The organism is Nocardioides sp. Arc9.136 (assembly GCF_030506255.1).
Taxonomy (GTDB): Bacteria; Actinomycetota; Actinomycetes; order Propionibacteriales; family Nocardioidaceae; genus Nocardioides.
Genome location: NZ_CP113431.1, coordinates 999,622 through 1,022,382 on the forward strand (window position 1 = coordinate 999,622; position 22,761 = coordinate 1,022,382).

Sequence of the window (22,761 nt, forward strand, 5' to 3'; positions counted from 1 at the left end):
CCCCGCCTGCGAGGCGGGGGCCCGTCGTCGGTCGATCAGGCGGTCTGCGGGAACTTCACGCCGGTGTTGGCGTGGCAGCGGTAGCCGTGCGGGTTCTTCGCGAGGTACTGCTGGTGCACGTCCTCGGCGTAGTAGTACGTCGGGACCTCGCGGATCTCGGTGGTGATCTCGCCCAGCCCGCGGCGGCGCAGCTCGGCGCCGTACACCTCGGTCAGCTCGCGGGCGACCCGCTCCTGCTCGGGGCTGGTGAAGTACAGCGCCGAGCGGTACTGCGTGCCCACGTCGTTGCCCTGGCGCATGCCCTGGGTCGGGTCGTGGACCTCGAAGAAGATCTTGACCAGGTCGGCGTAGGAGACGACCGCGGGGTCGAAGACGACGCGCACGGCCTCGGTGTGGTTCGTCGCGCCCGAGCACACCTCCTCGTACGACGGGTGCGGCGTCGTGCCGCCGGCGTACCCGACCGACGTCGACCACACGCCGGGCTGCTGCCAGTAGATCTCCTCGGCGCCCCAGAAGCAGCCGAGCCCGAAGACCGCCACCTCGAGGCCGGCCGGCGCCTCGTCGGTCACGACCGGCGTGCCCAGCACCAGGTGCTTGTCGGTCAGGTCGAACCAGCGCTCGGTGCGTCCGGGCAGCGTCTGCTCGGCGTCGATCAGCTGGGTCTGCTTGCGGGCGAAGAACACGTGGGCCTCCTGGGGGTCGTCCCGATCCTGGCACCAGGTCCAACACCGCGGCCGGTCGAGACGTTCCCGCCCCGCTGGACGTCGCCGGTCGTGGGTAACCTCACGGGGTGAGCGAACAGCAGCAGAAGGCAGGGTTCGAGACGCGGGCGATCCACGCGGGCTACGAGCCCGACGCCGCGACCGGTGCGGTCATCCCGCCCATCTACGCGACGTCGACGTACAAGCAGGACGGCGTGGGAGGACTGCGCGGCGGCTACGAGTACAGCCGGTCCGGCAACCCCACGCGCACCGCGCTGGAGGGCAACATCGCCGCGCTGGAGGAGGGGGAGCGAGGCTTCGCGTTCGCCTCCGGCCTCGCGGCCGAGGACACCCTCGTGCGCTCGGCGCTCAAGGCCGGCGACCACGTGGTCTTCCCCGACGACGCCTACGGCGGCACGCACCGCCTCTTCGACAAGGTCGTCAAGGTCTGGGGCGTCGACCACACCACCGCGGCGGTCTCCGACGTCGACGCGGTCCGCGCCGCGATCGAGCCGGGCCGCACGAAGATGGTCTGGATCGAGACGCCGACCAACCCGCTGCTCAACATCGCCGACATCGAGGCGCTCGCCGGTGTGGCGCACGAGGCGGGCGCGCTCCTCGTCGTCGACAACACCTTCGCCTCGCCGTACCTCCAGCAGCCGCTCACGCTCGGCGCGGACGTGGTCGTGCACTCGACGACGAAGTACTGCGGCGGCCACTCCGACGTCGTCGGCGGTGCGCTCGTCGTCCGCGACCTCGAGCTGGCCGAGAGCATCGCCTTCCACCAGAACGCCATGGGCTCGGTGGCCGGCCCGTTCGACTCCTGGCTGGTGCTGCGCGGGCTGAAGACGCTCGCCCTGCGGATGGAGCGGCACTGCGACAACGCCGAGCGGGTCGTGGAGTTCCTCAGCAGCCACCCCGACGTGACGCAGGTGATCTACCCCGGCCTCGAGGAGCACCCGGGCCACGCGACCGCCAGCAGGCAGATGAAGCGGTACGGCGGCATGGTGTCCTTCCGCGTCGCCGGCGGCGAGCAGCAGGCGCTCCAGGTCTGCGAGCGCGCCCGGGTATTCACCCTCGGTGAGTCCCTCGGCGGCGTCGAGTCGCTCATCGAGCACCCGGGCCGGATGACCCACGCGAGCGTCGCGGGCACCGATCTCGAGGTCCCCGCGGACTTGGTCCGCCTCAGCGTCGGCATCGAGACCGCCGAGGACCTGGTCGCCGACCTGGCCCAGGCGCTCGGGACGCGCGGCTAGGTCGACGAGGTGGACGAGCAGCCGGGCAAGGGCCCCGCAGAGAGCCCGGACAGCGGTCCGGCGGCAGGCCCGCCGGCGGGCACGGCGGGAGGCGGCGGCCGGGAGCGGGCCGAGCAGGAGCACCGCCGGCGCCTGGCGCTGCGGCTGCCGCGGATCGCCGACGACGACGACGGGCTCGCGCAGCGGCTCGCCCAGCAGTGGGCGCAGATGCGCGTGGACCGCCGCCCGGCGCCGGCGCCGATCCCGACCGGGCCGTCGAACTTCTCGCGGGCCCAAGTGCCCTGGGGCGTCGACCTCGCTGCGGCGTGGGCCTGGCGGCTGCTGGTCATCTGTGCGGCCAGCTACCTGCTGCTGCGGCTGGTCGGGTTCTTCTCGGTCATCAGCATCCCGCTCGCGGTGGCGCTGCTCGTCGCCGCGCTGGTCTCGCCGATCGTGGCGGGCCTGCACCGCCTCGGCCTGCCGCGGGGGCTGGCGTCGATCTCGGTGGTCATCGGCGGGCTCGGGCTGGTGGCGCTGCTGCTGACCTTCGCCGGGCAGCAGGTCGCCACGGGCGCGACCGACCTCGCCGACCAGACCGTCAAGGGGCTCGGCGAGATCAAGACCTGGCTCAAGGACGGGCCGCTCAACGCCAGCGACAGCCAGATCAACGACTACATCGACGCCACGCAGCAGGCGATCACCGAGGGCTCGCGCAACGGCGGGGTCGTCTCGCAGGTCAGCGAGGTCGGCTCGGCGGTCACCCACGTGTTCGCCGGCTTCTTCATCGTGCTGTTCGCGACGTACTTCTTCCTGGCCGACGGCGAGCGGATCTGGGCGTTCCTCGTCCGGATCGCGCCCCGCGCCGCCCGCGAGCACGTCGACAGCTCCGGCCGCGTCGCCTGGGTCTCGCTGACCCAGTTCGTGCGGGCGACGGTGATCGTCGCGCTCGTGGACGCCATCGGCATCGCGATCGTCGCCGCGGTGCTGGGCGTCCCGTTCGTGCTGGCAATCGGCGTGCTGGTCTTCCTCGGCTCGTTCGTCCCGATGATCGGTGCGACCATAGCCGGCTCGGTGGCGGTGCTGGTCGCGCTGGTCGACCAGGGACCCATCACCGCGCTGCTCATGCTCGCCGGCGTGATCGTGGTCCAGCAGGTCGAGGGACACGTGCTGCAGCCGTTCCTGCTCGGTCGCTGGGTCTCGGTCCACCCGCTGGCGGTCATCGTCGCCATCGCCTGCGGCGTCGTCGTCGCCGGCGTCGCCGGTGCCCTGGTCGCCGTGCCGCTCGCCGCCGCCGGCAACGCGGTGGTCGCCCACCTGGCCGCCAACACCGCGCCCGACGCGGATCCCGTCGAGGAGCTGCAGGAGGACTACGAGGAGACCGGTGCCCAGGTCGAGGTGCCGGAGGACCCGGAGAGCCCGCTGTGACCACCGGGCCCGTCTCCCTCGCCGAGATCGAGGCCGCCCGCGAGCTGCTCGAGGGCGTGGCCGTGCGCACGCCGATGGAGGAGTCGCGCTGGCTCTCCGACCTCGCCGGGGGGCCGGTGCTGCTCAAGTGCGAGAACCTGCAGCGCACCGGGTCCTTCAAGGCCCGCGGCGCCTACGTCCGGATCGCGCGGCTCTCCGAGGAGGAGCGCGCCCGCGGCGTGGTCGCGGCCTCGGCCGGCAACCACGCCCAGGGCGTGGCGCTGGCCGCGCGGATGCTCGGCACCAAGGCCACCGTCTTCATGCCCGAGGGCGCCCCGATCAACAAGGAGAAGGCGACCCGCGGGTACGGCGCGGAAGTGGTGTTCGAGGGCCGCTTCCTCGAGGAGTCGCTGGTCGCGGCCCGCCGCTTCGAGGCCGAGACCGGTGCGGTGCTCATCCACCCCTTCGACCACGCCGACATCGTGGTCGGGCAGGCCACGGCCGGGCTCGAGGTCCTCGAGCAGGCGCCCGAGGTGCGGACCGTGCTGGTGCCGACCGGTGGCGGGGGACTGCTGGCCGGGATCGCGATGGCGGTCAAGGCGGCCCGGCCCGACGTCCGCGTCGTCGGCGTCCAGGCGGCCGGCGCCGCGGCGTACCCCGCCTCGCTGGAACAGGGCCGGCCGGTCGCCCTGGAGACGATGAAGACGATGGCCGACGGCATCGCGGTCGGACTGCCCGGCGACCTCACCTTCGCCGCCGTCCGCGACCACGTCGACGAGATCCGGACGGTCTCGGAGGACTCGCTATCGCGCGCCCTCCTCGCGCTGGTCGAGCGGGCCAAGATGGTCGTCGAGCCCGCCGGTGCCGCCGCCGTGGCGGCGCTGCTCGACGACCCGGCCGGCTTCCCGACGCCCGCGGTCGCGGTGCTCTCCGGCGGCAACATCGACCCCCTCCTGCTGGGCAAGGTGATCCGGCACGGCATGGCCGCCGCCGGTCGCTACGTCAACCTGACGCTGACGATCCCCGACGTCCCCGGCGGCCTCGCCCAGCTCCTGGTCGAGGTCAGCGCCGCGGGCGCGAACGTCCTCGAGGTCGTGCACGAGCGGATCTCGCCCACCCTGCACCTCGACGAGGTCGAGGTGCACCTCCAGCTGGAGACCCGGGGCGCGCCGCACGCCGAGCGGGTGGTCGCCCGGCTCCGCGAGCGCGGCTACCGCGTCGCCGAGGGTCGCTCCTGAGCCGTCGCGGGATGCAACGCGCCGTTCGCTCATCCACCGCGTCGTCCGGTGGCCTACCGCGCTGTTCGAGCGTGTACCGCGCCGGTCGAGCGTCTACCGCGCCGGTCGAGCGTCTACCGCGCCGGTCGAGCGTCTACCGCGCCGACCCGTCGGCGCGGTAGACCTCTGGACAGCGCGTTGCAAGCCGGCGCGGCGTCCGGCGCGGCGTCGCGACGCCCCCAGGACGCAGCAGCGCCCCCGGCCGACCGGCCGGGGGCGCTGCTGGTGGGGCTCCTGCTGGGTGGAGGCGCGTCAGCCGGTGTACGGCGTGGCGTCGACGATGACGACCTCGAGGGTCTTGCCGTTCGGCGCCTCGTAGGCGACGGTGTCGCCCTTCTTCTTGCCGTTGATCGCCGAGCCGAGCGGCGACTGCGGGGAGTACACCGTGAGGCCTTCGGGCTCGATCTCGCGGGCACCGAGGAGGAACGTCTCGGTCTCGTCGTCGTCGTCGCCGACGAACTTGTAGGTCACGATCATGCCGGGCTCGACGATGCCGTCGTCGGGAGGCGTCTCGCCGATCTCGGCGCGGCGCAGCATGTCCTCGAGCTGCCGGATCCGGCCCTCGACGCGACCCTGCTCCTCACGGGCGGCGTGGTAGCCGCCGTTCTCCTTCAGATCGCCCTCGTCGCGGGCGGCGGCGATCCGCTCGATGACCTCCTGGCGGACGGGGCCCTTGAGGTTCTCGAGCTCGGCCGCGAGCTTGTCGTGGGCGTCCTGGGTCAGCCAGACGGTGCCCTGCTCGGTCGACTGGGTCATGGCAACTCCTGATGGTGCGAACGGGTGGGGCGGGGGGTGCCCGCCCTGCGTGCGTGGAACTGGTCCCGATCGGGTGCGCCGAGGGTGTGCTCGTACGCCGCGGCACTGGTGCTGACGCCGTGGGCCGGCGTCTCGGGCCCTCCTCTGGACGGCCCGGGCGGGACAGTCAGATCGGCCACTGTAACAAGCGGCCACCGGTTCCGCAGGTCAGCGATAGCGGGTCTGCCCGTCGGCCTTGCAGCCGAGCAGCTCCAGGGACGTCGCGCGGCGGTCGGTGCGCACCGACTGCTCCTGGCGCTGCCCCAGGGCCGGGTCGGGCCGGAACTCCAGCTCGCCCACCGTGGTGTGGTCCTCGGCGAAGGCGCGCAGCAGGCAGTCCGCCTCCACGCCGTCGTCGCGCAGGTCGACGACCACCACCGCGTCGACGGTGTGCTCGTCGACGACCTCGAACGTCTCCAGCTCCGAGGTGACCTCGGGGGTCGAGTGCGCCCACGCCGTCCAGGCCAGCCAGCCGAGGAAGAGGACCCCCAGGACCACCGCCGCGACCACCGACGCCCGACGTCGCCAGGGCGCCGGGGCGCCGTACCGCTCGGCCAGGACGTCGGTGCTCATGGCTCCCATGGTCCCACCCGTCCGGTGGCCGGGGGCGGGCGACCTAGGATCGGCCCCATGTCGCACCACGGGTCACCGCAGCCCCGGTCGGGTCTCCGGCTGATGCACGTCCACGCCCACCCCGACGACGAGTCGAGCAAGGGCGCCGCGTCCACGGCGATGTACGTCGCCCAGGGGGTCGACGTCCACGTCGTCACCTGCACCGGTGGCGAGCGCGGCTCGATCCTGAACCCGAAGATGGACCGGCCCGACATCGCGGCGAACATCACCGAGATCCGGCGCCAGGAGATGGAGCGGGCCCGCGACATCCTCGGCGTCACCCAGGACTGGCTCGGCTTCGTCGACTCCGGCTGGCCCGAGGGGGACCCGAAGCCGCCGCTGCCCGAGGGCTGCTTCGCGCTGGTGCCGCTGGAGGAGGCGGCCGCGCCGCTCGTGCGGCTGATCCGCGAGCTGCGCCCGCACGTCGTCACGACGTACGACGAGCGCGGGGGCTACCCCCACCCCGACCACATCAAGTGCCACGAGGTGACCGTCGCGGCGTTCGAGGCGGCCGGCGACCCCGAGCGGTACCCCGACCTCGGTGAGCCGTGGCAGCCGCTCAAGCTCTACTACCACCACGGCTTCAACCGCCCCAAGACCCAGGCGATCCACGACGCGATGCTGGCCCACGGGCTGGAGTCGCCGTACGTCGAGCGGCTCGCGGACTGGAAGCCCGAGCCCGACTGGGACGCGCGGATCACCACCCGGGTGCCCTGCGCGGAGTACTTCGGCGTCCGCGACCAGGCCCTCCTCGCCCACGCCACCCAGATCGACCCCGACGGCATGTGGTTCGCGGTGCCGCGGGAGATCCAGGAGGAGGTGTGGCCGACCGAGGACTTCGAGCTCGTCGTGAGCCACGTCCCCTCCGAGGTCCCCGAGAGCGACCTCTTCGCCGGCATCACCGACCCCGCCTGAGAGGATGGGCACCATGGCCCTCGACCTCGTCCCGCTCCTCACCGACGCGCTCGTCCGTGCCGCGGAGCAGGCGCCGGAGCCCGAGGACGTCAAGGCCGGCTGGCTGGCCTTCGGCATCTTCATCGCGCTCGCGGTCGCGGTCGGCCTGCTCGGGTGGAGCCTGACCCACCGGCTGCGCAACGCCCAGTCCTCCGAGGACGCCGGCCGGTACGACCCCTCGGACCGCCGCCCGCGCTCGGAGGAGCCGCAGGCGCGTGCCGAGGAGATGCGGCGGGAGTCGCCCGGCGCGCCGGAGTCGCCCGGGTCACCCGGCCCCTCCACCGACTGAGAGGGCGCGGATGGCCCGCACGGGCCATTCCTCCGCGCGGACGGCTGCATCTGGGTCCGGACCCTTCGGTCGGGGCACCCGTCCTGCCTAGGGTCGCGCAGTGCCCTCCTCCAGCCCCGCGCCCGGACGACGCGTCCGCGCCCTCGTCGCCTGCTGCGTGACCGCCCTCGTGGCGGCCGTCCTGGCGACCGGACCGGTCGCCGCGCCGCTGCTGCCCCCGGCGGGTGCGGAGCCCGCCCGCCCGATCAGCCCGACCTTCGACATCGGCACCTTCAACCAGCTCGGCAGCCAGCACACCGCCGGCAAGGGCGGCTGGGGGCCCGGGCGGATGCGCGCGCGGGTCACCGCCGGCCTGGTGCAGCGCAAGGGCCTCGACGTCGTGGGCTTCCAGGAGGTCCAGGCCGACCAGCTGCAGGTGCTGCAGCGCCGGCTCGACGGGTACGCCGTGTGGCCGGGCACGTCGCTCGGCGGCGGCGGCCTCCGGCTCCAGATCGCGTGGAAGTCCTGGATGTTCCGCCTGCTCGACCACGGCAGCGTCACCACGGCGTTCGACCGGCAGCGGCGACCGGTCCCGTGGGTGCTGCTGGAGCACCGCGGCACCGGCCGCAAGCTCTACGTCGTCGACGTGCACAACAGCCCCCGCGGCCTGGAGGCCGAGCGCGACTCGGCCACCCGCAAGGTGGTCCGGCTCGTGCGCGAGCTGCGCGCCACGGGTCGGGCAGTCTTCGTCGTGGGCGACATGAACGAGCACGAGGAGGTCTTCTGCTCGCTGGTAGGCCGGACCGACCTCGTCGCCGCGAACGGAGGGTCGGCCGCCTCCCCACGCGAGTGCAGCCCGCCGCCGGGCCGCCTGCTCATCGACTGGATCTTCGGCGGTGGTCCGATGAGGTTCTCCGGCTACGGCGTCCTGGAGGGGTCCTCGGTGCGGGTGGCCAGCGACCACGCCCTGGTCCGGGCGTCGGTCACCATGCGGGCGCGTCGCCGCTGACGCGACGGCCCGGTCCGCGGGCGGTGCCGCGAAGGTAAGGCGACTTGCTGGTCTGGACCAGTCCTGACTACCGTCCCCGGATGCCCCGAGTCACGACCGCACCGTCCGTCACCCACGCCCAGGGCCCCCAGCGACCGGCCCGCACCCACACGGTCACCGTCACCCTCGCGCTCGTGATGGCCCTCGCCGCCAGCCTCCTGGTGGGCGCGCCCGCGCGCGCTGCCGTGGAGTCGGCGCGCAAGCCGACCGGCTTCGGCTTCAAGATCGGCACCTTCAACGTGCTCGGCAGCCAGCACACGCGTGGCCGCGGCGGCTTCGCGCCCGGCACCCAGCGCGCCCGGTGGACCGCCGGCTCGATCCAGAAGCGCGGGATCGACGTCATCGGCCTGCAGGAGGTGCAGAAGGACCAGCTGCGCGTGCTGCGCAACCGGCTGCCCGGCTACCGGATCTGGCCCGGCACCAGCCTGGGCAACCAGGGCGTGCGGCTGCAGATCGCCTTCCGCAAGCGGCAGTTCGAGATGGTCGGCCACGGCTCCGTGGTGACCCGCTTCGACCGCCAGCGGCGCCCGATCCCGTGGGTGCGCCTGCGGGACCGGCGCACCGACCGCCGCTTCTTCGTCATCGACGTGCACAACTCGCCCAGGGGCATGGAGGGCGAGCGCGACTCCGCCACCGCCAAGCAGGTCCGGCTCGTCCAGCGGCTGCGGAGGAAGGGCAACCCGGTGTTCCTGACCGCCGACGCCAACGAGAAGCGCGAGTTCTACTGCAAGCTCACCGCCCGCACCGACCTGCGCGCCGCGAACGGCGGCAACCCCGGCGCCCGTGGCTGCAAGCCGCCGAAGCGACGCCTGCGCATCGACTGGGTCCTCGGCGGCCGCCGGGTGAAGTTCAGCCACTACCAGGAGGACCGCGGCCCCCGCGTCCGGAAGTCGAGCGACCACGAGCTCATCCACGCCCGGGTGCGCGTGCGCCCGGCGCGCGGGCGCTGACCCGCGGGACCAGCTCGCGCAGGAAGGACACGGAGACGTGCAGGACCGGTACCCTGCTGCGGTGCGTCGCCGTCCCACCGTCCCTGTCGTCCTCGTGGTGGCCGCGATCCTCACCGGGCTCGCGGTTGCCGCCGGCCTGACCCTCGCCCCGCGCGAGGTGCGCGTGCCGATCGCGGTCGGCACGCCGGCAGAGGTGAGCGGAGCCCGCGTGGTCGCCCGTGCCGACCAGGTCTCGCGGTCCGCGGGCCGCGCCGCCGAGGCCTCCCGTGGCCGCGTCGCAGCAGTCTCCGGCCTCGTCGCGCCGGCCGCCCCGCCGTACCGCCTCGAGGAGGCCGGCGCCCCGCTGCGCCGCCTGCCGAAGGTCTCGGTGCGGTCGGCCGCCGGCCTGGTGGACGCGGTGGAGTCCGGGACCACCGCCATGACCGGGCAGGCGAGCGGTGCGCCGTTCACCTTCGACATCGGCACGCTCAACGTCCAAGGCAGCCAGCACCGCGCCAACGGCACCGGACGCGCCGCGATGCACGCGACGACGATCCTCGGCCGCGGGGTCGACCTCGTGGGGCTGCAGGAGGTGCAGGACGACCAGCTCGCGGTCCTGCAGGGCCGCCTGCCGGGCTGGACGATCTGGCCGGGCCAGGCGCTGGGGAACCAGGGCGTCCGGCTCCAGATCGGCTGGCGCAACGACCTCTTCACGCTCGTCGACAGCGGCTCCATCACGACCACGTTCGACCACCAGCAGCGCCCGATCCCGTACGTGCTGCTGCGCGACCTGGCGACCGGTGGCGAGTTCTGGGTGATCGACGTCCACAACTCCCCGCGCGACCAGGAGGCCGACCGCGACAGCGCCACGGCCGCCGAGATCGCGCTGGTCCAGCGGCTGCGCGCCAGCGGCCACCCGGTGCTGCTGATGGGTGACACCAACGAGCACACCGAGTTCGGCTGCCGCGTCGCCGCGGCGACGGGCATGGTCGGCTCGAACGGCGCGACGCCGTCGTCCTGCGTGGGTGCCGGGCCCGTGAAGATCGACAAGATCATGGGCGTCGGGGGAGTGTCCTTCAGCGGTCACGTCGTCGACTACGGCGCTCCGGTGCGGTCCGCGACCGACCACGCGTTCATCCACGCGACGGTGACGATCAGCCCGCTGGGCTAGCCCCCGGCGGCGCGCTCGCGCGCCGGACCTGAACGACGCAGTCCCACGCCGTCCGCTCGGCCTCCCCGCCGTGACCCGGCTCGACGGTGCGCGCGGCGCGCTCGGCCCGCACCACCTCGTGCGGCCGGTCGGCGAGGTCGCCGAGGACGTCCTCGGCGGTCATCAGCACCGCGGGGTCGCGGGGGCCGCCGGTGCCCTCGGCGAGGTTGCTGCTGTCGTGCGCGACGAGCAGGAGCGTGCCACCCGGCACCAGTGCGTCGTACGCCGTCGCGACGGCGGCGCGGCGCTCGACGGCGGGCAGCTGCAGGTAGGCCACCACCACCAGGTCGTACGCCGTGCCGGCCGGCGGGCGCCAGGTGGTCGCGTCGGCCAGCACCCACTCCACGGCCGTGTCGCCGGCGAGCCGGCGGCCCTTGTCCAGCGCGACCGGGGAGAAGTCGAGCGCGGTCACCGACCAGCCGCGGTGAGCCAGCCAGAGGGCGTTGCGTCCCTCGCCGGCCGCCAGGTCGAGCGCGCGGCCCGGGGGCAGGTCGGCGCAGGCCTCGGCGATGAACACGTTCGGCCCGGCGGACCAGACGAGCTCGCTGGTGGCGTACCGCTCGTCCCAGTCCTCGGCGTCCACCGCCCGATCCAAGCACGCCGGGTCGCCGCGCGCCGGGTCAGGCGCCGGCGGTGTCCTGGCCGGCCGCGGCAGCCTGGCGACGCACGTCGTCCATGTCGAGCTCGCGCACCGCGCCGATGAGCTGCTCGAGGCCCTGCGGCGGGAGCGCACCGGGCTGGGCGAACACGAGGATCCCCTCGCGGAACGCCATCAGCGTCGGGATCGAGGTGATCCGGGCCGCTGCGGCGAGCTCCTGCTGGGCCTCGGTGTCGACCGAGCCGAAGGTGATGTCGGAGTGCTGCTCGGAGGCCGCCTCGTAGGTCGGCGCGAACTGGCGGCACGGGCCGCACCAGCTCGCCCAGAAGTCGACGAGGAGGATGTCGCTCCCCGCGACGTTCTGCTCGAAGTTCGCAGCGGTCAGCTCGATGGTCGCCATGCCTCAACGGTACGACGCGCCGGGTGACGGCCGGACCGGGCCGACGACCGCCCTGCCGACCTCTCCGGGCGACGACTCGGCACGGCGCTGGTCCAGACCAGTGGAAGCGTTTCCACCCAGGGGACCGCGAGGCGACGGTCGTGTTACAGAATCGTGACGCGACGCCCCGCCGGTGACCTTGACCACAGGGTGCGCAAGCGCTTGCATCTGTTGCGGCACGGTCGCCGCGAGTCCGACGCAGGCGACCGACCACGGGACAAGATAGGGAGAACGCATGCGTTCACTGAAGAGATCCGGCCTCGCAGGCGCGGCCGTCCTGCTCGCCGCCAGCGCGGTGCTCGCAGGGTGCGCCGACGACAGCGAAGGCGGCGGCGGCAGCGCCGGCGGCACCTCGCCCGGCGAGGGCAAGGCCGAGTGCGAGGGCCTGACGGAGTTCGGCGACCTGAGCGGTCGCGACGTCACGGTCTACACCTCGATCGTCGCCCCCGAGGACCAGCCGCACATCGACTCCTGGAAGGTCTTCGAGGACTGCACCGGGGCCGACGTCAAGTACGAGGGCTCCAAGGAGTTCGAGGCGCAGCTGCAGGTGCGCGTGCAGGCCGGCAACCCGCCGGACATCGCCTACGTCCCGCAGCCGGGCCTGCTGAAGAACCTGGTCAGCACCGGCAAGGTCGTCGAGGCGCCCGAGGGCACCGAGGCGAACGTCGACGAGTTCTTCGGCGAGGACTGGAAGGGCTACGGCAGCGTCGACGGCAAGTTCTACGCCGCCCCGCTGGGCGCCAACGTCAAGTCGTTCGTCTGGTACTCCCCGTCGATGTTCGAGGAGAACGGCTGGGAGATCCCCGAGACCTGGGACGACATGATCGCCCTGTCCGACCAGATCGCCCAGGACGGCAAGATCAAGCCCTGGTGCGCCGGCATCGAGTCCGGCGAGGCGACCGGCTGGCCGGCCACCGACTGGCTCGAGGACGTCCTGCTGCGCACCGGCGGCCCGGACGTCTACGACCAGTGGGTCAACCACGAGATCCCCTTCAACGACCCCGCGGTCGTCGAGGGCCTCGACACCGTCGGCGGGATCCTCAAGAACGAGGAGTACGTCAACGGCGGCATCGGCGACGTGAAGTCGATCGCGACGACCCCCTTCCAGGAGGGCGGCCTGCCGATCCTCGACGAGGAGTGCGCCATGCACCGGATGGCGAGCTTCTACGCCGCCAACTGGCCCGAGGGCACCAAGATCGCCGAGGACGGCGACGTCTTCGCCTTCTACCTCCCGGCGATCGGTGAGGACTTCGGCAGCCCGGTCCTCGGCGGCGGCGAGTTCGTCGCGGCGTTCTCCGACGAGCCGGAGGTCCAGGCCTTCCAGACCTACCTGTCCAGCGACGTGTGGGCCAACGAGAAGGCCAAGGCCACCCCGGGCGGCGGCTGGGTCAGCGCCAACACCGGCCTGGAGATCTCCAACCTCTCCAGCCCGATCGACCAGCTGTCGGCGGAGATCTTCCAGGACCCCGACGCGGTCTTCCGCTTCGACGGCTCCGACCAGATGCCCGGTGCCGTCGGCGCCGGCTCCTTCTGGACCGAGATGACGGCCTGGATCGCGCAGGACCAGAGCACCGAGGACTCCCTCACCAAGATCGAGGAGTCCTGGGAGGAGTGACTGAGGACCCTCCCGGCCGGTCGTGACGACCGGCCGGGAGGCCTCTGTCGTCCTGCCCCCGTCGTACGACCCGGCCGGTGAGCGTCCGCGCCCGGCCCGAGCCCTCCGGAGTGCCCCATGTCAACCGGTGAGAAGTTCACCCAGATGGTGATCGCGGTCGCGGTGTTCTTCGCCGTGGTCGGGCTGATCCTGCTGCTGACCCAACGTCTCCGGTCGCGCCGCGGCGAGCTGGTGCAGTCGGCCGCCTTCGTGCTGCCGGCGGTCCTGCTGATCGCCCTCGGCCTGCTCTACCCGGCCATCACCAGCATCTACCAGTCGTTCCTCGACAACACCGGCGACGAGGTCGTCGGGCTCGAGAACTACCAGACGATCTTCACCGACTCCGACCAGGTGCGCGTGCTGCTCAACACCGCCGCCTGGGTGATCCTGGTGCCGGTCGTCTCCACCCTCGTCGGCCTGGTGTACGCCGTGCTGGTCGACCGCTCCCGGTTCGAGAAGTTCGCCAAGGCGCTGATCTTCCTGCCGATGGCCATCTCGCTGGTCGGCGCGTCGATCATCTGGAAGTTCGTCTACGACTACCGCGACAGCAGCCGCGGCCAGATCGGCCTGGCCAACCAGCTGCTCAACTGGGTCGGCATCGACTCCTACCGGTTCCTGCTCACCGAGCCCTGGAACACCGTCTTCCTGATCGTCATCCTGATCTGGGTCCAGGCCGGCTTCGCGATGACGATCCTCTCGGCCTCCATCAAGGCGATCCCCGAGGACATCATCGAGGCGGCCCGGCTCGACGGCGTGGGCGGCATGAAGATGTTCCGCCACATCACCGTGCCGAGCATCCGGCCCTCGCTCATCGTCGTGCTCACCACGATCAGCATCACCACGCTCAAGGCCTTCGACATCGTCCGCACGACGACCGGTGGCAACTACGACACCAGCGTGCTGGCCTACCAGTTCTACGTGGAGTACTTCCGCTCCTACGACCAGGGCACGGCCACCGCGATCGCCGTCCTGATCTTCGTGCTCGTCATGCCGATCGTGATCTACAACGTCCGTCAGATGCGCAAGCTGGAGGCACGATGACCGTCATCCCCGAGGAGAAGGGCGTCGAGGCGATCGTCGCCCAGGAGTCCGTGGCCTCGAGCGCCAAGCGGGGCCTGAGCTCGCCGTGGGCGTCCCTGGCGGCCGTGGTCATCGCGGTCGTGTGGACCATCCCGACCTTCGGCCTGCTGGTCACCTCCTTCCGGCCCGAGGAGGAGATCACCAGCAGCGGCTGGTGGACGTCGCTGTGGAACTGGGGGTTCACCCTCGACAACTACGACGAGGTGCTCAACGGCTCCACGACCAACCTCGCGACGTACTTCATCAACTCGATCGTCATCACCATCCCCTCGGTGCTGATCCCGATCAGCATCGCGACGATGGCGGCCTACGCCTTCGCGTGGATGAAGTTCCCCGGCCGCGACTTCCTGTTCGTGGCGATCTTCGCGCTGCAGATCGTGCCGATCCAGGTCACGATGATCCCGCTGCTCAAGCTCTACGTGCAGCCGCCGTTCAACCTGCAGCCGCTCGCGGGCTCGGACGCGCCGGGCGGCGGGCTCTACACGATCTGGCTCTCGCACTCGATCTTCGCGCTGCCGCTTGCGATCTACCTGCTGCACAACTTCATGAACCAGATCCCCGGCGAGCTCATCGAGTCCGCCCGGGTCGACGGCGCGGGGCACGTGCAGATCTTCACCAAGATCATGCTGCCGCTCATGGCGCCCGCGATCGCGGCGTTCGGCATCTTCCAGTTCCTGTGGGTCTGGAACGACCTGCTCGTCGCGCTGGTCTTCGGCAGCAACCCGGAGATCGCCCCGCTGACGGTGCGGCTCGCGGAGCTCTCGGGCACGCGCGGGCAGGACTGGTACCTGCTGTCCGCGGGCGCGTTCGTGTCGCTGATCGTCCCGCTCGTGGTGTTCCTGGCCCTGCAGCGCTACTTCGTCCGCGGCCTGCTCGCGGGAAGCGTCAAGGGGTGACCGGCCCGCGGGTGGGGGCCCGATGACCAGCATCGACGACCTCGCCCGCGAGGTCGGCGTCTCGACCGCGACGGTCTCCCGCGCGCTGCGCGGGCTCCCGCGGGTCTCCGAGGAGACCCGGCAGCGGGTCGTCGACGCGGCCGTCCGGCTCGGCTACGTGCCCAGCGCGAGCGCGCGGGGGCTGGCGACCGGCCGCACCCGCACGGTCGCGGTGGTGGTGCCGTTCGTGACGCGGTGGTTCTTCGGCACCGTCGTGCACGGCGCCGAGCAGGTGCTGCGCGAGCGCGGCTACGACCTGCTGCTCTACAACCTCGCCGGCGACACCCACGCCCGTGACCGGGTCTTCGGCCGCGGCCTGCTCACCAAGCGGGCCGACGCCATGCTGGTGCTCGGCCTGACGCCGACCGCCCAGGAGGTGCGCCAGCTCGAGCGGGCTGGCCGGCCGGTCGCGCTGGTGGGCTCCTCGGTCGAGGGCTGGCCGAGCGTGCGCATCGACGACCACGCGGCCGCGCGCACCGCCGTGGAGCACCTGGTCGCGCTGGGTCACCGCAGGATCGGGTACGTCGGCGGCCTGGGCGACGACCTGCCGTTCGACCTGGCCGTGCCGACGGCCCGCCGCCGCGGCTACCGGGCGGCGCTCGCGGACGCCGGCATCGCGGCGGACCCGGCACTCGAGGCCGAGGGGCTGTTCACCATGGACGGCGGCCTGTCCGCCGGCCGACGGCTGCTGGCCTCCGAGCGGCCGCCGACGGCCGTCCTGGCGGCCTCGGACGAGATGGCCATCGGGGTGCTGCGCGCGGCCCGGGAGACCGGCTGCAGCGTGCCGGGGGACCTGTCGGTCATCGGCATCGACGACCACGAGGCGGCGTCGTTCTTCGACCTCGCCACGATCCGGCAGCCGGTCGACCAGCAGGGCCGCACCGCGGCCCGGCAGGTGCTCGCCCGGCTCGGCGAGGTGACCGAGGAGGTCCCCGACGACGTCGTGCTCCCGACCGAGCTGGTGCTGCGCGCGACGACCGGGCCGCCGCTCGGCTGACCGGCCGGCCGGACCTCGACGGACCCCGACGGACCTCCGACGGGGTCAGCGCAGGGAGTACGTCGCGAGCGAGACGCCCACGTAGTGCGCGGCGAAGGCCAGGATCGTGAAGGTGTGGAACACCTCGTGGAAGCCGAACCAGCGCGGCCACGGGTTGGGCCGCTTGAAGCCGTACACGACGCCGCCGAGGGTGTAGAGCATCCCGCCGGCCACGATCATCACGAACACCGCGACGCCGATGCCGATGCCGAGGTCGAGCGCGCCGTCGAGCAGGCTCGGGATGAAGAACACCGCCGCCCACCCCAGGGCGATGTAGATGGGGACGTAGAGCCAGCGGGGGGCATCGGTCCAGAACACGCGGAAGCCCACGCCCAGCAGCGCTCCGGTCCAGACCGCGGTGAGCAGCGCGGTCCGCTCGAGGCCGTCGAGCAGCATCAGCGCGAACGGCGTGTAGGAGCCGGCGATGAGCAGGAAGATGTTCGAGTGGTCGAAGCGGCGGAGGAACGCCCACGTCCGCGGTGACCAGGTCCCGGTGTGGTAGATCGCGGAGACCGTGAAGAGCAGCAGGGCGGTCGCGGTGAAGACCGCCGACCCGATGCGCGTGGTCGCGTCGGGCGAGAGGGCCACCAGCACGATGCCCGCCGCCAGGGTCATCGGCGCACTGGCCAGGTGCAGCCAGCCCCGCAGCTTCGGCTTGATCTCGGCGATCGTGTCGTGGATCGACTCGCCGAGGTGCTCGAGTCGGTGCTCCAGTCCTGCGCGCACGTCGTTGCTCCGGCTCATGCCACGAAGTTACCGGCCGGCGGGAGTGACCCGGTCGGGTGCCGGGTGTGACGGTCGACGTCACCTGCGGACGGGACCGTCCGGAGGGTCCGGGGGACCGGCCCGGCGGCGTACCCTGCTGCCCGTGGCGGACTGGAAGCGGGGCGTGCGACGGGTGCTCTACCCGGCCTACGAGGCCCGGATGCTGCGCCGCCTGCCGACCGAGCAGCTGCCCAAGCACGTCGGGGTGATGCTCGACGGGAACCGCCGGTGGGCGCGCGCCGTCGGGCGCGAGACCGCGCACGGCCACCGCGCCGGCGCGGCGAACATCGAGCCGCTGCTCGGCTGGTGCGACGAGGTGGGCATCGAGGTCGTCACCCTCTGGCTGCTCTCGACCGACAACCTGAACCGGCCGGCCGCCGAGCTCGCCCCGCTGCTGGAGATCATCGAGGACGCCGTCGACAGCCTCGCCGCCCAGCAGCGCTGGCGCCTGCACCCCGTCGGGGCCCTCGACCTGCTGCCGGCCCGGACCGCCGAGCGGCTCAAGGCCGCCGCCGAGGCGACCCGCGAGGTCGACGGGATGCTCGTCAACGTGGCCGTGGGGTACGGCGGGCGCCGCGAGATCGCCGATGCGGTCCGCTCCCTGCTGCAGGAGCACGCCGAGCGCGGCACCACCCTCGAGGAGCTGGCCGGCCAGATCGACGTCGAGCACATCGCCGACCACCTCTACACCAAGGGCCAGCCCGACCCCGACCTGGTCATCCGCACCTCCGGCGAGCAGCGCTTGGGCGGCTTCCTGCTCTGGCAGAGCGCGAAGTCGGAGTTCTACTTCTGCGAGGCCTACTGGCCCGACTTCCGCCGGGTCGACTTCCTGCGCGCGATCCGCGCCTACGCCCAGCGGGAGCGCCGGTTCGGGTCCTGAGCCCGTCACACGTTGTTCACCGACGTTCACCCCTGCGGACGGGCGTGTCGCCGCCGGCGGTCCCTCGGCGGGCGTACGTTCGGCAGCAGTGGCCGGTGGGGAAGCCGGCCGCGTCGGGAGGTCCGCTCGTGAGCGATCACGACCGCAGTGCACAGCAGGTCGGGTCCTGCTGCGCGCGAGGGGGCCGGCACTCCGGCCTGCGGGCCCGGTCCCGGTCCAACCGCGTGAGCTAGGACCGGGGCGTCGAGTGCGCGTGCCGGTCCGTGAGGGGTGCACCGTGCCGACGACGACGGCCAAGAAGTCCCGGACCACCGCAGCCAGGGGGTCCACCACCCGTACCTACGTGCTCGACACCAGCGTCCTGCTCGCCGACCCGGGCGCGATCCGCCGGTTCGCCGAGCACGAGGTCGTGCTGCCGGTGGTCGTGATCACCGAGCTGGAGGGCAAGCGGCACCACCCGGAGCTGGGCTTCTTCGCCCGCAGCGCGCTCCGGATGCTCGACGAGCTGCGGATCACCCACGGTCGGCTCGACGAGCCGGTGCCGGTGGGGGAGGAGGGCGGCACGGTCCGGGTCGAGCTGAACCACACCGACCCGCAGTCGCTGCCGTCGGGCTTCCGGCTCGGCGACAACGACACGCGGATCCTCGCCGTGGCCAAGAACCTCGCCGACGAGGGCCACACGGTCACCCTGGTCTCCAAGGACCTCCCGCTGCGGATCAAGGCCTCGGCGGTCGGCCTCGACGCCGAGGAGTACCGCGCGGAGGCGGTCAGCGACTCCGACACCGGCTACTCCGGGATGGCGGAGCTCGAGGTGGCGGCCACCGAGCTCGACGAGCTGTACGACGACGGCGTGCTCGACCTCGAGGTCGCCCGCGACCTGCCCTGCCACCAGGGCCTCGTGCTGCTCTCCGACCGGGGCACCGCGCTGGGCCGGGTGGGTCCGGACAAGCGGATCCACCTGGTGCGCGGGGACCGCGAGGCGTTCGGCGTCCACGGCCGCTCCGCGGAGCAGCGGATCGCCCTGGAGATGCTGCTCGACCCCGAGGTCGGCATCGTCTCCCTCGGCGGCCGGGCCGGCACGGGCAAGTCGGCGATGGCGCTGTGCGCCGGCCTGGAGGCGGTGCTCGAGCGGGGCCAGCACCAGAAGGTCGTCGTGTTCCGGCCGCTGTTCGCCGTCGGCGGGCAGGAGCTCGGCTACCTCCCGGGCTCGGAGGCGGAGAAGATGGGGCCGTGGGCCCAGGCGGTCTTCGACACCCTCGGGGCGGTGACCAGCCGCGAGGTGATCGAGGAGGTGCTCGCCCGCGGGATGCTCGAGGTGCTGCCGCTCACCCACATCCGGGGCCGGTCGCTGCACGACGCCTTCGTCATCGTCGACGAGGCGCAGTCCCTGGAGCGCAACGTCCTGCTGACCGTGCTGTCCCGGATCGGTGCGAACTCCAAGGTCGTGCTCACCCACGACGTCGCCCAGCGCGACAACCTGCGGGTGGGCCGCCACGACGGCGTCGTCGCGGTGATCGAGAAGCTCAAGGGGCACCCGCTGTTCGCCCACGTCACGCTGACCCGGTCCGAGCGCTCGCCGATCGCGGCGCTCGTCACCGAGATGCTGGAGAACGTGACGCTGTAGACACCGGTCTGGACCGTTGGGGCCGGCGGGGCGGATGTGGCGCGTGTGCCACCTGTCCCGCCGGATCCCGACGGGGCCCGGCGAGCCGCTTTTGCGGCCGCCGGGGGAGGTCGTGCATGGTGTCCCGGTCCCCCGGCCTCTACCCCGTGGATACCTCCCCTGTGACCAAGCACGTGAAGCACGTCCCGAAGCACCGTCGCGCACCCGAGCCCCGCCTCACCCGCGCGCCCCGTCAGGCACTGCGCACCACGGCCGTCCTCTCCGGCGTCGCGGTCGCGACCACCGGCGCCGCCGTCGCCGGCGGGGTCGTCAACGGCCCCACACCGGTCAGCGCCGCCGCGGGCGACATCGCCGCGACCGCCGACGCCCGGCTGAGCGCCACGGGCACGGACGCCGACCCGGCCACCACGGAGGCGGCCGGCTCCGCGCTCGCCTTCGAGCGGTCGGGCGCGGCGACGCGCTCCTCCGACCGCCGGCAGAGCGCGGTCCCGGCCAAGCAGGTCTCGCTCGGTGAGGGAGCGACCCAGGCGATGACCCGGACCGAGGACCTCTCCGACGCCGACCCCCGCGACATCGCGCGGGCGATGCTGGGCGAGTACGGCTTCTCCTCCGACCAGTTCTCCTGCCTGGACTCGCTGTGGGTCAGCGAGAGCGACTGGCGCATCGACGCCGACAACCCCTCGTCCTCGGCGTACGGCATCCCGCAGGCGCTCACCCAGCTCCACGAGCTCCCGGCCGACTACATGACGTCGGCCGAGACACAGATCCGCTGGGGCCTGGACTACATCCGCGACTCCTACGGCTCGCCCTGCAACGCCTGGTCGTTCAAGCAGGGCAACAACTGGTACTGAGCCCACCGGCCTCGTGCTGCCCACCGCGCGCCCTGGCGCGCGCTGGGCAGCACGATGCGGGCGGCGGCCTCACGGGTGGGTCATCGACTCCACGTCGAGCGCCTCGTCGAGCTGGGCCTCGGTGAGCTCGCCCCGCTCGAGGTAACCCATCCGCACCACGGTCTCGCGGATCGTGGCGCCGTCGGCGAGCGCCTGCTTGGCCACCTTCGCGGCGTTCTCGTAGCCGATGTGCTTGTTCAGCGGCGTGACCACCGACGGCGAGGACTCGGCGTACTGCCGCATCCGCTCGGCGTCGGCGGTGATCCCGTCGACGCACCGCTGCGCGAGCACCGTCGAGGACGTCGCCAGGAGCCGCACCGACTCCAGGACGTTGCGCGCCATCACCGGCATCGCGACGTTGAGCTCGAAGCTGCCGCTCGCGCCGGCGAAGCCTACGGCCGCGTCGTTGCCGACGACCTGGGCGCACACCATGAGCGTGGCCTCGGGCAGGACCGGGTTCACCTTGCCGGGCATGATGCTCGACCCCGGCTGCAGGTCGGGCAGGTGGATCTCGGCCAGTCCGGTCGTCGGTCCCGAGGACATCCAGCGCAGGTCGTTGCAGATCTTGGTCAGGCCGACCGCGATCGTCCGCAGGACGCCCGACAGCTCGACGAGCGAGTCGCGCGTGCCCTGGGCCTCGAAGTGGTTGCGCGCCTCGGTGAACGGCTGGCCGGTCCGCTCGCCGAGCACCTCGATCACCCGCGCGGCGAAGCCGGGAGGGGTGTTGATGCCGGTGCCGACCGCGGTGCCGCCCAGCGGCAGCTCGCGGACGCGGGGGAGGACCGACTCGAGCCGCTCCGCGGCGTACCGCATGGTGGCGGCGTAGCCGGAGAACTCCTGCCCGAGCATGACCGGGGTCGCGTCCATCAGGTGGGTGCGGCCGGACTTCACGAGGCCGGCGAACTCCTCGGCCTTGCCCTCCAGGCTGGTGGCCAGCACGTCGAGAGCGGGGAGGAGCTGGTCGGTGACCGCGAGCGCGGCGGCGACGTGGATCGCGGTCGGGAAGGTGTCGTTGCTGGACTGGCTGGCGTTGACGTGGTCGTTGGGGTGCACGTCGGTGCCGGCCCGGGCGGCCAGCGAGGCGATGACCTCGTTGGCGTTCATGTTCGAGCTGGTGCCCGAGCCGGTCTGGAAGACGTCGACGGGGAACTCGCCGTCGTGACGACCCTCGGCCACCTCGCCGGCGGCGGCGACGATCGCGTCGGCCTTGTCCTGGTCGAGCACCCCGAGCTCGCCGTTCGTGGTCGCGGCGGCCCCCTTGACCAGGCCGATCGCGTGCACCAGCGCCGGCTCGATGGGCGTGCCGGAGATCGGGAAGTTCTCCACGGCGCGCTGGGTCTGGGCCCGCCAGAGGGCCTCGCGGGGCACCTGGACCTCGCCCATGCTGTCGTGCTCGGTGCGGTACCCGGTCTGGTTCTCGTCGCTCACGCGGGGCCCGGTACCCGACCGACGTAGAGCCAATAGCGCTCGTCGCGGTCCTGCAGCCGCACGTCGTGCGGGCGGCCCTCGGCTCCGCCGAACGCCGTGCGCAGCGCCGCCTCGAGGTCAGCGGCCTCGGCCGCCGACCAGACCACGAGCGCACCCCCGGGCCGCAGCACCTCGCGGACGGTGCGGAGGAAGGGCTCCCGGTAGAGCGCGGCGTTCGCGTCGTGGACGAGGTAGCCGGGGCCGTTGTCGACGTCCAGCAGCACCAGGTCGTACGTCGCCGGGCGGGCCTCGGCGAGCGCGACGGCGACGTCGGCGACGACGACGTGCACCCGCTCGTCGGCGAGCAGGGCCGGTCCGTGGGGGACCGTCCCGTCGCGCATCCAGCCGACCAGCGCCTCCTCGATCTCGACGACCGCGCAGCGCTCGACCCGGGAGTCGGCCAGCACCTCGTGCATGGTGAACCCGAGCCCGAGGCCGCCCACCACGACCGCCCGCGGGTCCTCCACCAGCGCCAGGGCGGCGGTCGCGAGCGCCCGCTCGGTGCTGGTCTCGAGGGTGTCCATCACGAAGACGCCGTTCGCCCGCAGCTCCAGCGACGTCGGACCGGTCCCGCCGCGCCGCTCGCGCAGCACCAGCTCGCCGCGCTCGGACTCCGCGCGGGCCACCTCCACGTGCTCGGGCTCCGTCGGCCCGGGGCTGCTGGTGTCCACGAGAGGCATCGTGGCACTCCGCACGGGCTAGGCCCGCTCGGGCCCGGGTACCGGGACCCCATGAGCGACGACAAGCCGACCAGCGTCCAGACCGAGGTCGACGGCGGGCAGGTCTCCGAGGCCGCCTCGATGGACCCCGCCGCGCAGGACCAGCCGATCTCCGACGACCAGGGCGTCGCCGGCAACCCCGACCAGCCCGTCGGCCGGGACGGCGAGGGCGTCGAGGCGGGCCCCAACGCCAAGCCGCGCGCCAACGTGGAGTCCGCCCGCGACTCGACGGAGTGACGGT

The 22,761-nt window shown here is 72.7% G+C and carries 24 protein-coding genes; 16 read left to right on the forward strand and 8 right to left on the reverse strand.

The window, feature by feature from the left end; genetic code table 11:
• Nucleotides 1-35: 35 nt before the first annotated feature.
• The gene (msrA, locus tag OSR43_RS04760; RefSeq protein WP_302269918.1) at nt 36-683 is read right to left on the reverse strand and encodes a peptide-methionine (S)-S-oxide reductase MsrA; all 648 of its coding nucleotides are present in this window, start codon (nt 681-683) and stop codon (nt 36-38) included.
• Nucleotides 684-790: 107 nt separating this feature from the next.
• Between msrA and OSR43_RS04765 the strand changes: the two genes are divergently transcribed.
• From OSR43_RS04765 to ilvA, 3 genes are read left to right on the forward strand one after another with little or no spacing between them, the layout of a single operon-like run.
• Entirely contained in the window at nt 791-1,957 is a 1,167-nt protein-coding gene (locus OSR43_RS04765) for a cystathionine gamma-synthase (protein ID WP_302269920.1), read from the forward strand.
• 9 nt (nt 1,958-1,966) lie between these two features.
• A complete protein-coding gene (locus OSR43_RS04770; RefSeq protein WP_302269921.1) occupies nt 1,967-3,361 on the forward strand; it encodes an AI-2E family transporter in 1,395 nt (464 codons plus the stop codon).
• A complete protein-coding gene (ilvA, locus tag OSR43_RS04775; protein ID WP_302269922.1) occupies nt 3,358-4,578 on the forward strand; it encodes a threonine ammonia-lyase in 1,221 nt (406 codons plus the stop codon). Before OSR43_RS04770 ends, ilvA begins: the two co-directional genes overlap by 4 nt.
• 291 nt (nt 4,579-4,869) lie before the next feature.
• Here ilvA and greA read toward each other — a convergent pair whose 3' ends face one another.
• Together greA and OSR43_RS04785 are read right to left on the reverse strand one after the other, a co-directional pair.
• Nucleotides 4,870-5,373 (reverse strand): transcription elongation factor GreA, encoded by a 504-nt coding sequence (greA, locus tag OSR43_RS04780; protein ID WP_302269923.1) that lies wholly within the window; start codon nt 5,371-5,373, stop codon nt 4,870-4,872.
• A 207-nt stretch (nt 5,374-5,580) separates the two neighbouring features.
• The gene (locus OSR43_RS04785) at nt 5,581-5,985 is read right to left on the reverse strand and encodes a DUF4307 domain-containing protein (RefSeq protein ID WP_302269924.1); all 405 of its coding nucleotides are present in this window, start codon (nt 5,983-5,985) and stop codon (nt 5,581-5,583) included.
• 57 nt (nt 5,986-6,042) lie between these two features.
• On the opposite strand from OSR43_RS04785, the gene mca reads away from it, so the two are divergent.
• The 5 genes from mca (at nt 6,043) to OSR43_RS04810 (ending at nt 10,394) form a co-directional block, all read left to right on the forward strand.
• The gene (gene mca / locus OSR43_RS04790; RefSeq protein ID WP_302269925.1) at nt 6,043-6,939 is read left to right on the forward strand and encodes a mycothiol conjugate amidase Mca; all 897 of its coding nucleotides are present in this window, start codon (nt 6,043-6,045) and stop codon (nt 6,937-6,939) included.
• A 13-nt stretch (nt 6,940-6,952) separates the two neighbouring features.
• On the forward strand, nt 6,953-7,267 hold the full coding sequence (locus OSR43_RS04795; RefSeq protein ID WP_302269926.1) for a hypothetical protein: 315 nt from the start codon (nt 6,953-6,955) through the stop codon (nt 7,265-7,267).
• Nucleotides 7,268-7,367: 100 nt separating this feature from the next.
• Nucleotides 7,368-8,255, forward strand: a complete 888-nt coding sequence (locus OSR43_RS04800) for an endonuclease/exonuclease/phosphatase family protein (protein WP_302269927.1) — start codon at nt 7,368-7,370, stop codon at nt 8,253-8,255.
• 80 nt (nt 8,256-8,335) lie between these two features.
• On the forward strand, nt 8,336-9,244 hold the full coding sequence (locus tag OSR43_RS04805; RefSeq protein WP_302269928.1) for an endonuclease/exonuclease/phosphatase family protein: 909 nt from the start codon (nt 8,336-8,338) through the stop codon (nt 9,242-9,244).
• Nucleotides 9,245-9,305: 61 nt separating this feature from the next.
• Nucleotides 9,306-10,394, forward strand: coding sequence for an endonuclease/exonuclease/phosphatase family protein (locus OSR43_RS04810; protein ID WP_302269929.1), 1,089 nt, complete (start codon nt 9,306-9,308; stop codon nt 10,392-10,394).
• On the opposite strand, the gene OSR43_RS04815 is transcribed toward OSR43_RS04810, so the two are convergent.
• Together OSR43_RS04815 and OSR43_RS04820 are read right to left on the reverse strand one after the other, a co-directional pair.
• The gene (locus tag OSR43_RS04815) at nt 10,378-11,016 is read right to left on the reverse strand and encodes a bifunctional 2-polyprenyl-6-hydroxyphenol methylase/3-demethylubiquinol 3-O-methyltransferase UbiG (protein ID WP_302269931.1); all 639 of its coding nucleotides are present in this window, start codon (nt 11,014-11,016) and stop codon (nt 10,378-10,380) included. The genes OSR43_RS04810 and OSR43_RS04815 overlap by 17 nt on opposite strands.
• A 37-nt stretch (nt 11,017-11,053) precedes the next feature.
• On the reverse strand, nt 11,054-11,431 hold the full coding sequence (locus OSR43_RS04820) for a co-chaperone YbbN (protein WP_302269932.1): 378 nt from the start codon (nt 11,429-11,431) through the stop codon (nt 11,054-11,056).
• A gap of 274 nt (nt 11,432-11,705) precedes the next feature.
• Here OSR43_RS04820 and OSR43_RS04825 point away from each other — a divergent pair, with 274 nt between their 5' ends.
• From OSR43_RS04825 to OSR43_RS04840, 4 genes are all read left to right on the forward strand, one after another.
• Nucleotides 11,706-13,085 (forward strand): ABC transporter substrate-binding protein, encoded by a 1,380-nt coding sequence (locus tag OSR43_RS04825; RefSeq protein WP_302269933.1) that lies wholly within the window; start codon nt 11,706-11,708, stop codon nt 13,083-13,085.
• Between the two features lie 117 nt (nt 13,086-13,202).
• Entirely contained in the window at nt 13,203-14,165 is a 963-nt protein-coding gene (locus OSR43_RS04830) for a carbohydrate ABC transporter permease (protein ID WP_302269935.1), read from the forward strand.
• Nucleotides 14,162-15,100 carry a carbohydrate ABC transporter permease gene (locus OSR43_RS04835; protein WP_302269936.1) on the forward strand — a complete coding sequence of 313 codons (939 nt, stop codon included), beginning with the start codon at nt 14,162-14,164 and terminating at the stop codon, nt 15,098-15,100. Before OSR43_RS04830 ends, OSR43_RS04835 begins: the two co-directional genes overlap by 4 nt.
• A gap of 22 nt (nt 15,101-15,122) precedes the next feature.
• Nucleotides 15,123-16,136, forward strand: a complete 1,014-nt coding sequence (locus OSR43_RS04840; RefSeq protein ID WP_302269937.1) for a LacI family DNA-binding transcriptional regulator — start codon at nt 15,123-15,125, stop codon at nt 16,134-16,136.
• A gap of 45 nt (nt 16,137-16,181) precedes the next feature.
• Here the strand turns inward: OSR43_RS04840 and OSR43_RS04845 are convergent, their stop codons facing one another.
• Nucleotides 16,182-16,919, reverse strand: a complete 738-nt coding sequence (locus OSR43_RS04845; protein WP_302269939.1) for a hemolysin III family protein — start codon at nt 16,917-16,919, stop codon at nt 16,182-16,184.
• A 124-nt stretch (nt 16,920-17,043) separates the two neighbouring features.
• Here OSR43_RS04845 and OSR43_RS04850 point away from each other — a divergent pair, with 124 nt between their 5' ends.
• The 3 genes from OSR43_RS04850 to OSR43_RS04860 all read left to right on the forward strand — a co-directional run bounded on the left by OSR43_RS04850 (nt 17,044) and on the right by OSR43_RS04860 (nt 20,295).
• Nucleotides 17,044-17,820 carry an isoprenyl transferase gene (locus OSR43_RS04850; RefSeq protein WP_302269940.1) on the forward strand — a complete coding sequence of 259 codons (777 nt, stop codon included), beginning with the start codon at nt 17,044-17,046 and terminating at the stop codon, nt 17,818-17,820.
• Nucleotides 17,821-18,097: 277 nt separating this feature from the next.
• Nucleotides 18,098-19,444 carry a PhoH family protein gene (locus tag OSR43_RS04855; RefSeq protein WP_302269941.1) on the forward strand — a complete coding sequence of 449 codons (1,347 nt, stop codon included), beginning with the start codon at nt 18,098-18,100 and terminating at the stop codon, nt 19,442-19,444.
• Nucleotides 19,445-19,605: 161 nt separating this feature from the next.
• Nucleotides 19,606-20,295 (forward strand): lytic transglycosylase domain-containing protein, encoded by a 690-nt coding sequence (locus OSR43_RS04860; RefSeq protein WP_302269942.1) that lies wholly within the window; start codon nt 19,606-19,608, stop codon nt 20,293-20,295.
• A 69-nt stretch (nt 20,296-20,364) separates the two neighbouring features.
• On the opposite strand, the gene OSR43_RS04865 is transcribed toward OSR43_RS04860, so the two are convergent.
• Both OSR43_RS04865 and OSR43_RS04870 read right to left on the reverse strand, forming a co-directional pair.
• Complete coding sequence (locus tag OSR43_RS04865; protein WP_302269943.1) at nt 20,365-21,762, reverse strand: aspartate ammonia-lyase; 1,398 nt, start codon at nt 21,760-21,762, stop codon at nt 20,365-20,367.
• Complete coding sequence (locus OSR43_RS04870; RefSeq protein ID WP_302269945.1) at nt 21,759-22,472, reverse strand: hypothetical protein; 714 nt, start codon at nt 22,470-22,472, stop codon at nt 21,759-21,761. The genes OSR43_RS04865 and OSR43_RS04870 overlap by 4 nt, the downstream gene beginning before the upstream one ends.
• Nucleotides 22,473-22,532: 60 nt before the next feature.
• On the opposite strand from OSR43_RS04870, the gene OSR43_RS04875 reads away from it, so the two are divergent.
• Complete coding sequence (locus OSR43_RS04875; RefSeq protein ID WP_302269947.1) at nt 22,533-22,757, forward strand: hypothetical protein; 225 nt, start codon at nt 22,533-22,535, stop codon at nt 22,755-22,757.
• Nucleotides 22,758-22,761 lie beyond the last annotated feature (4 nt).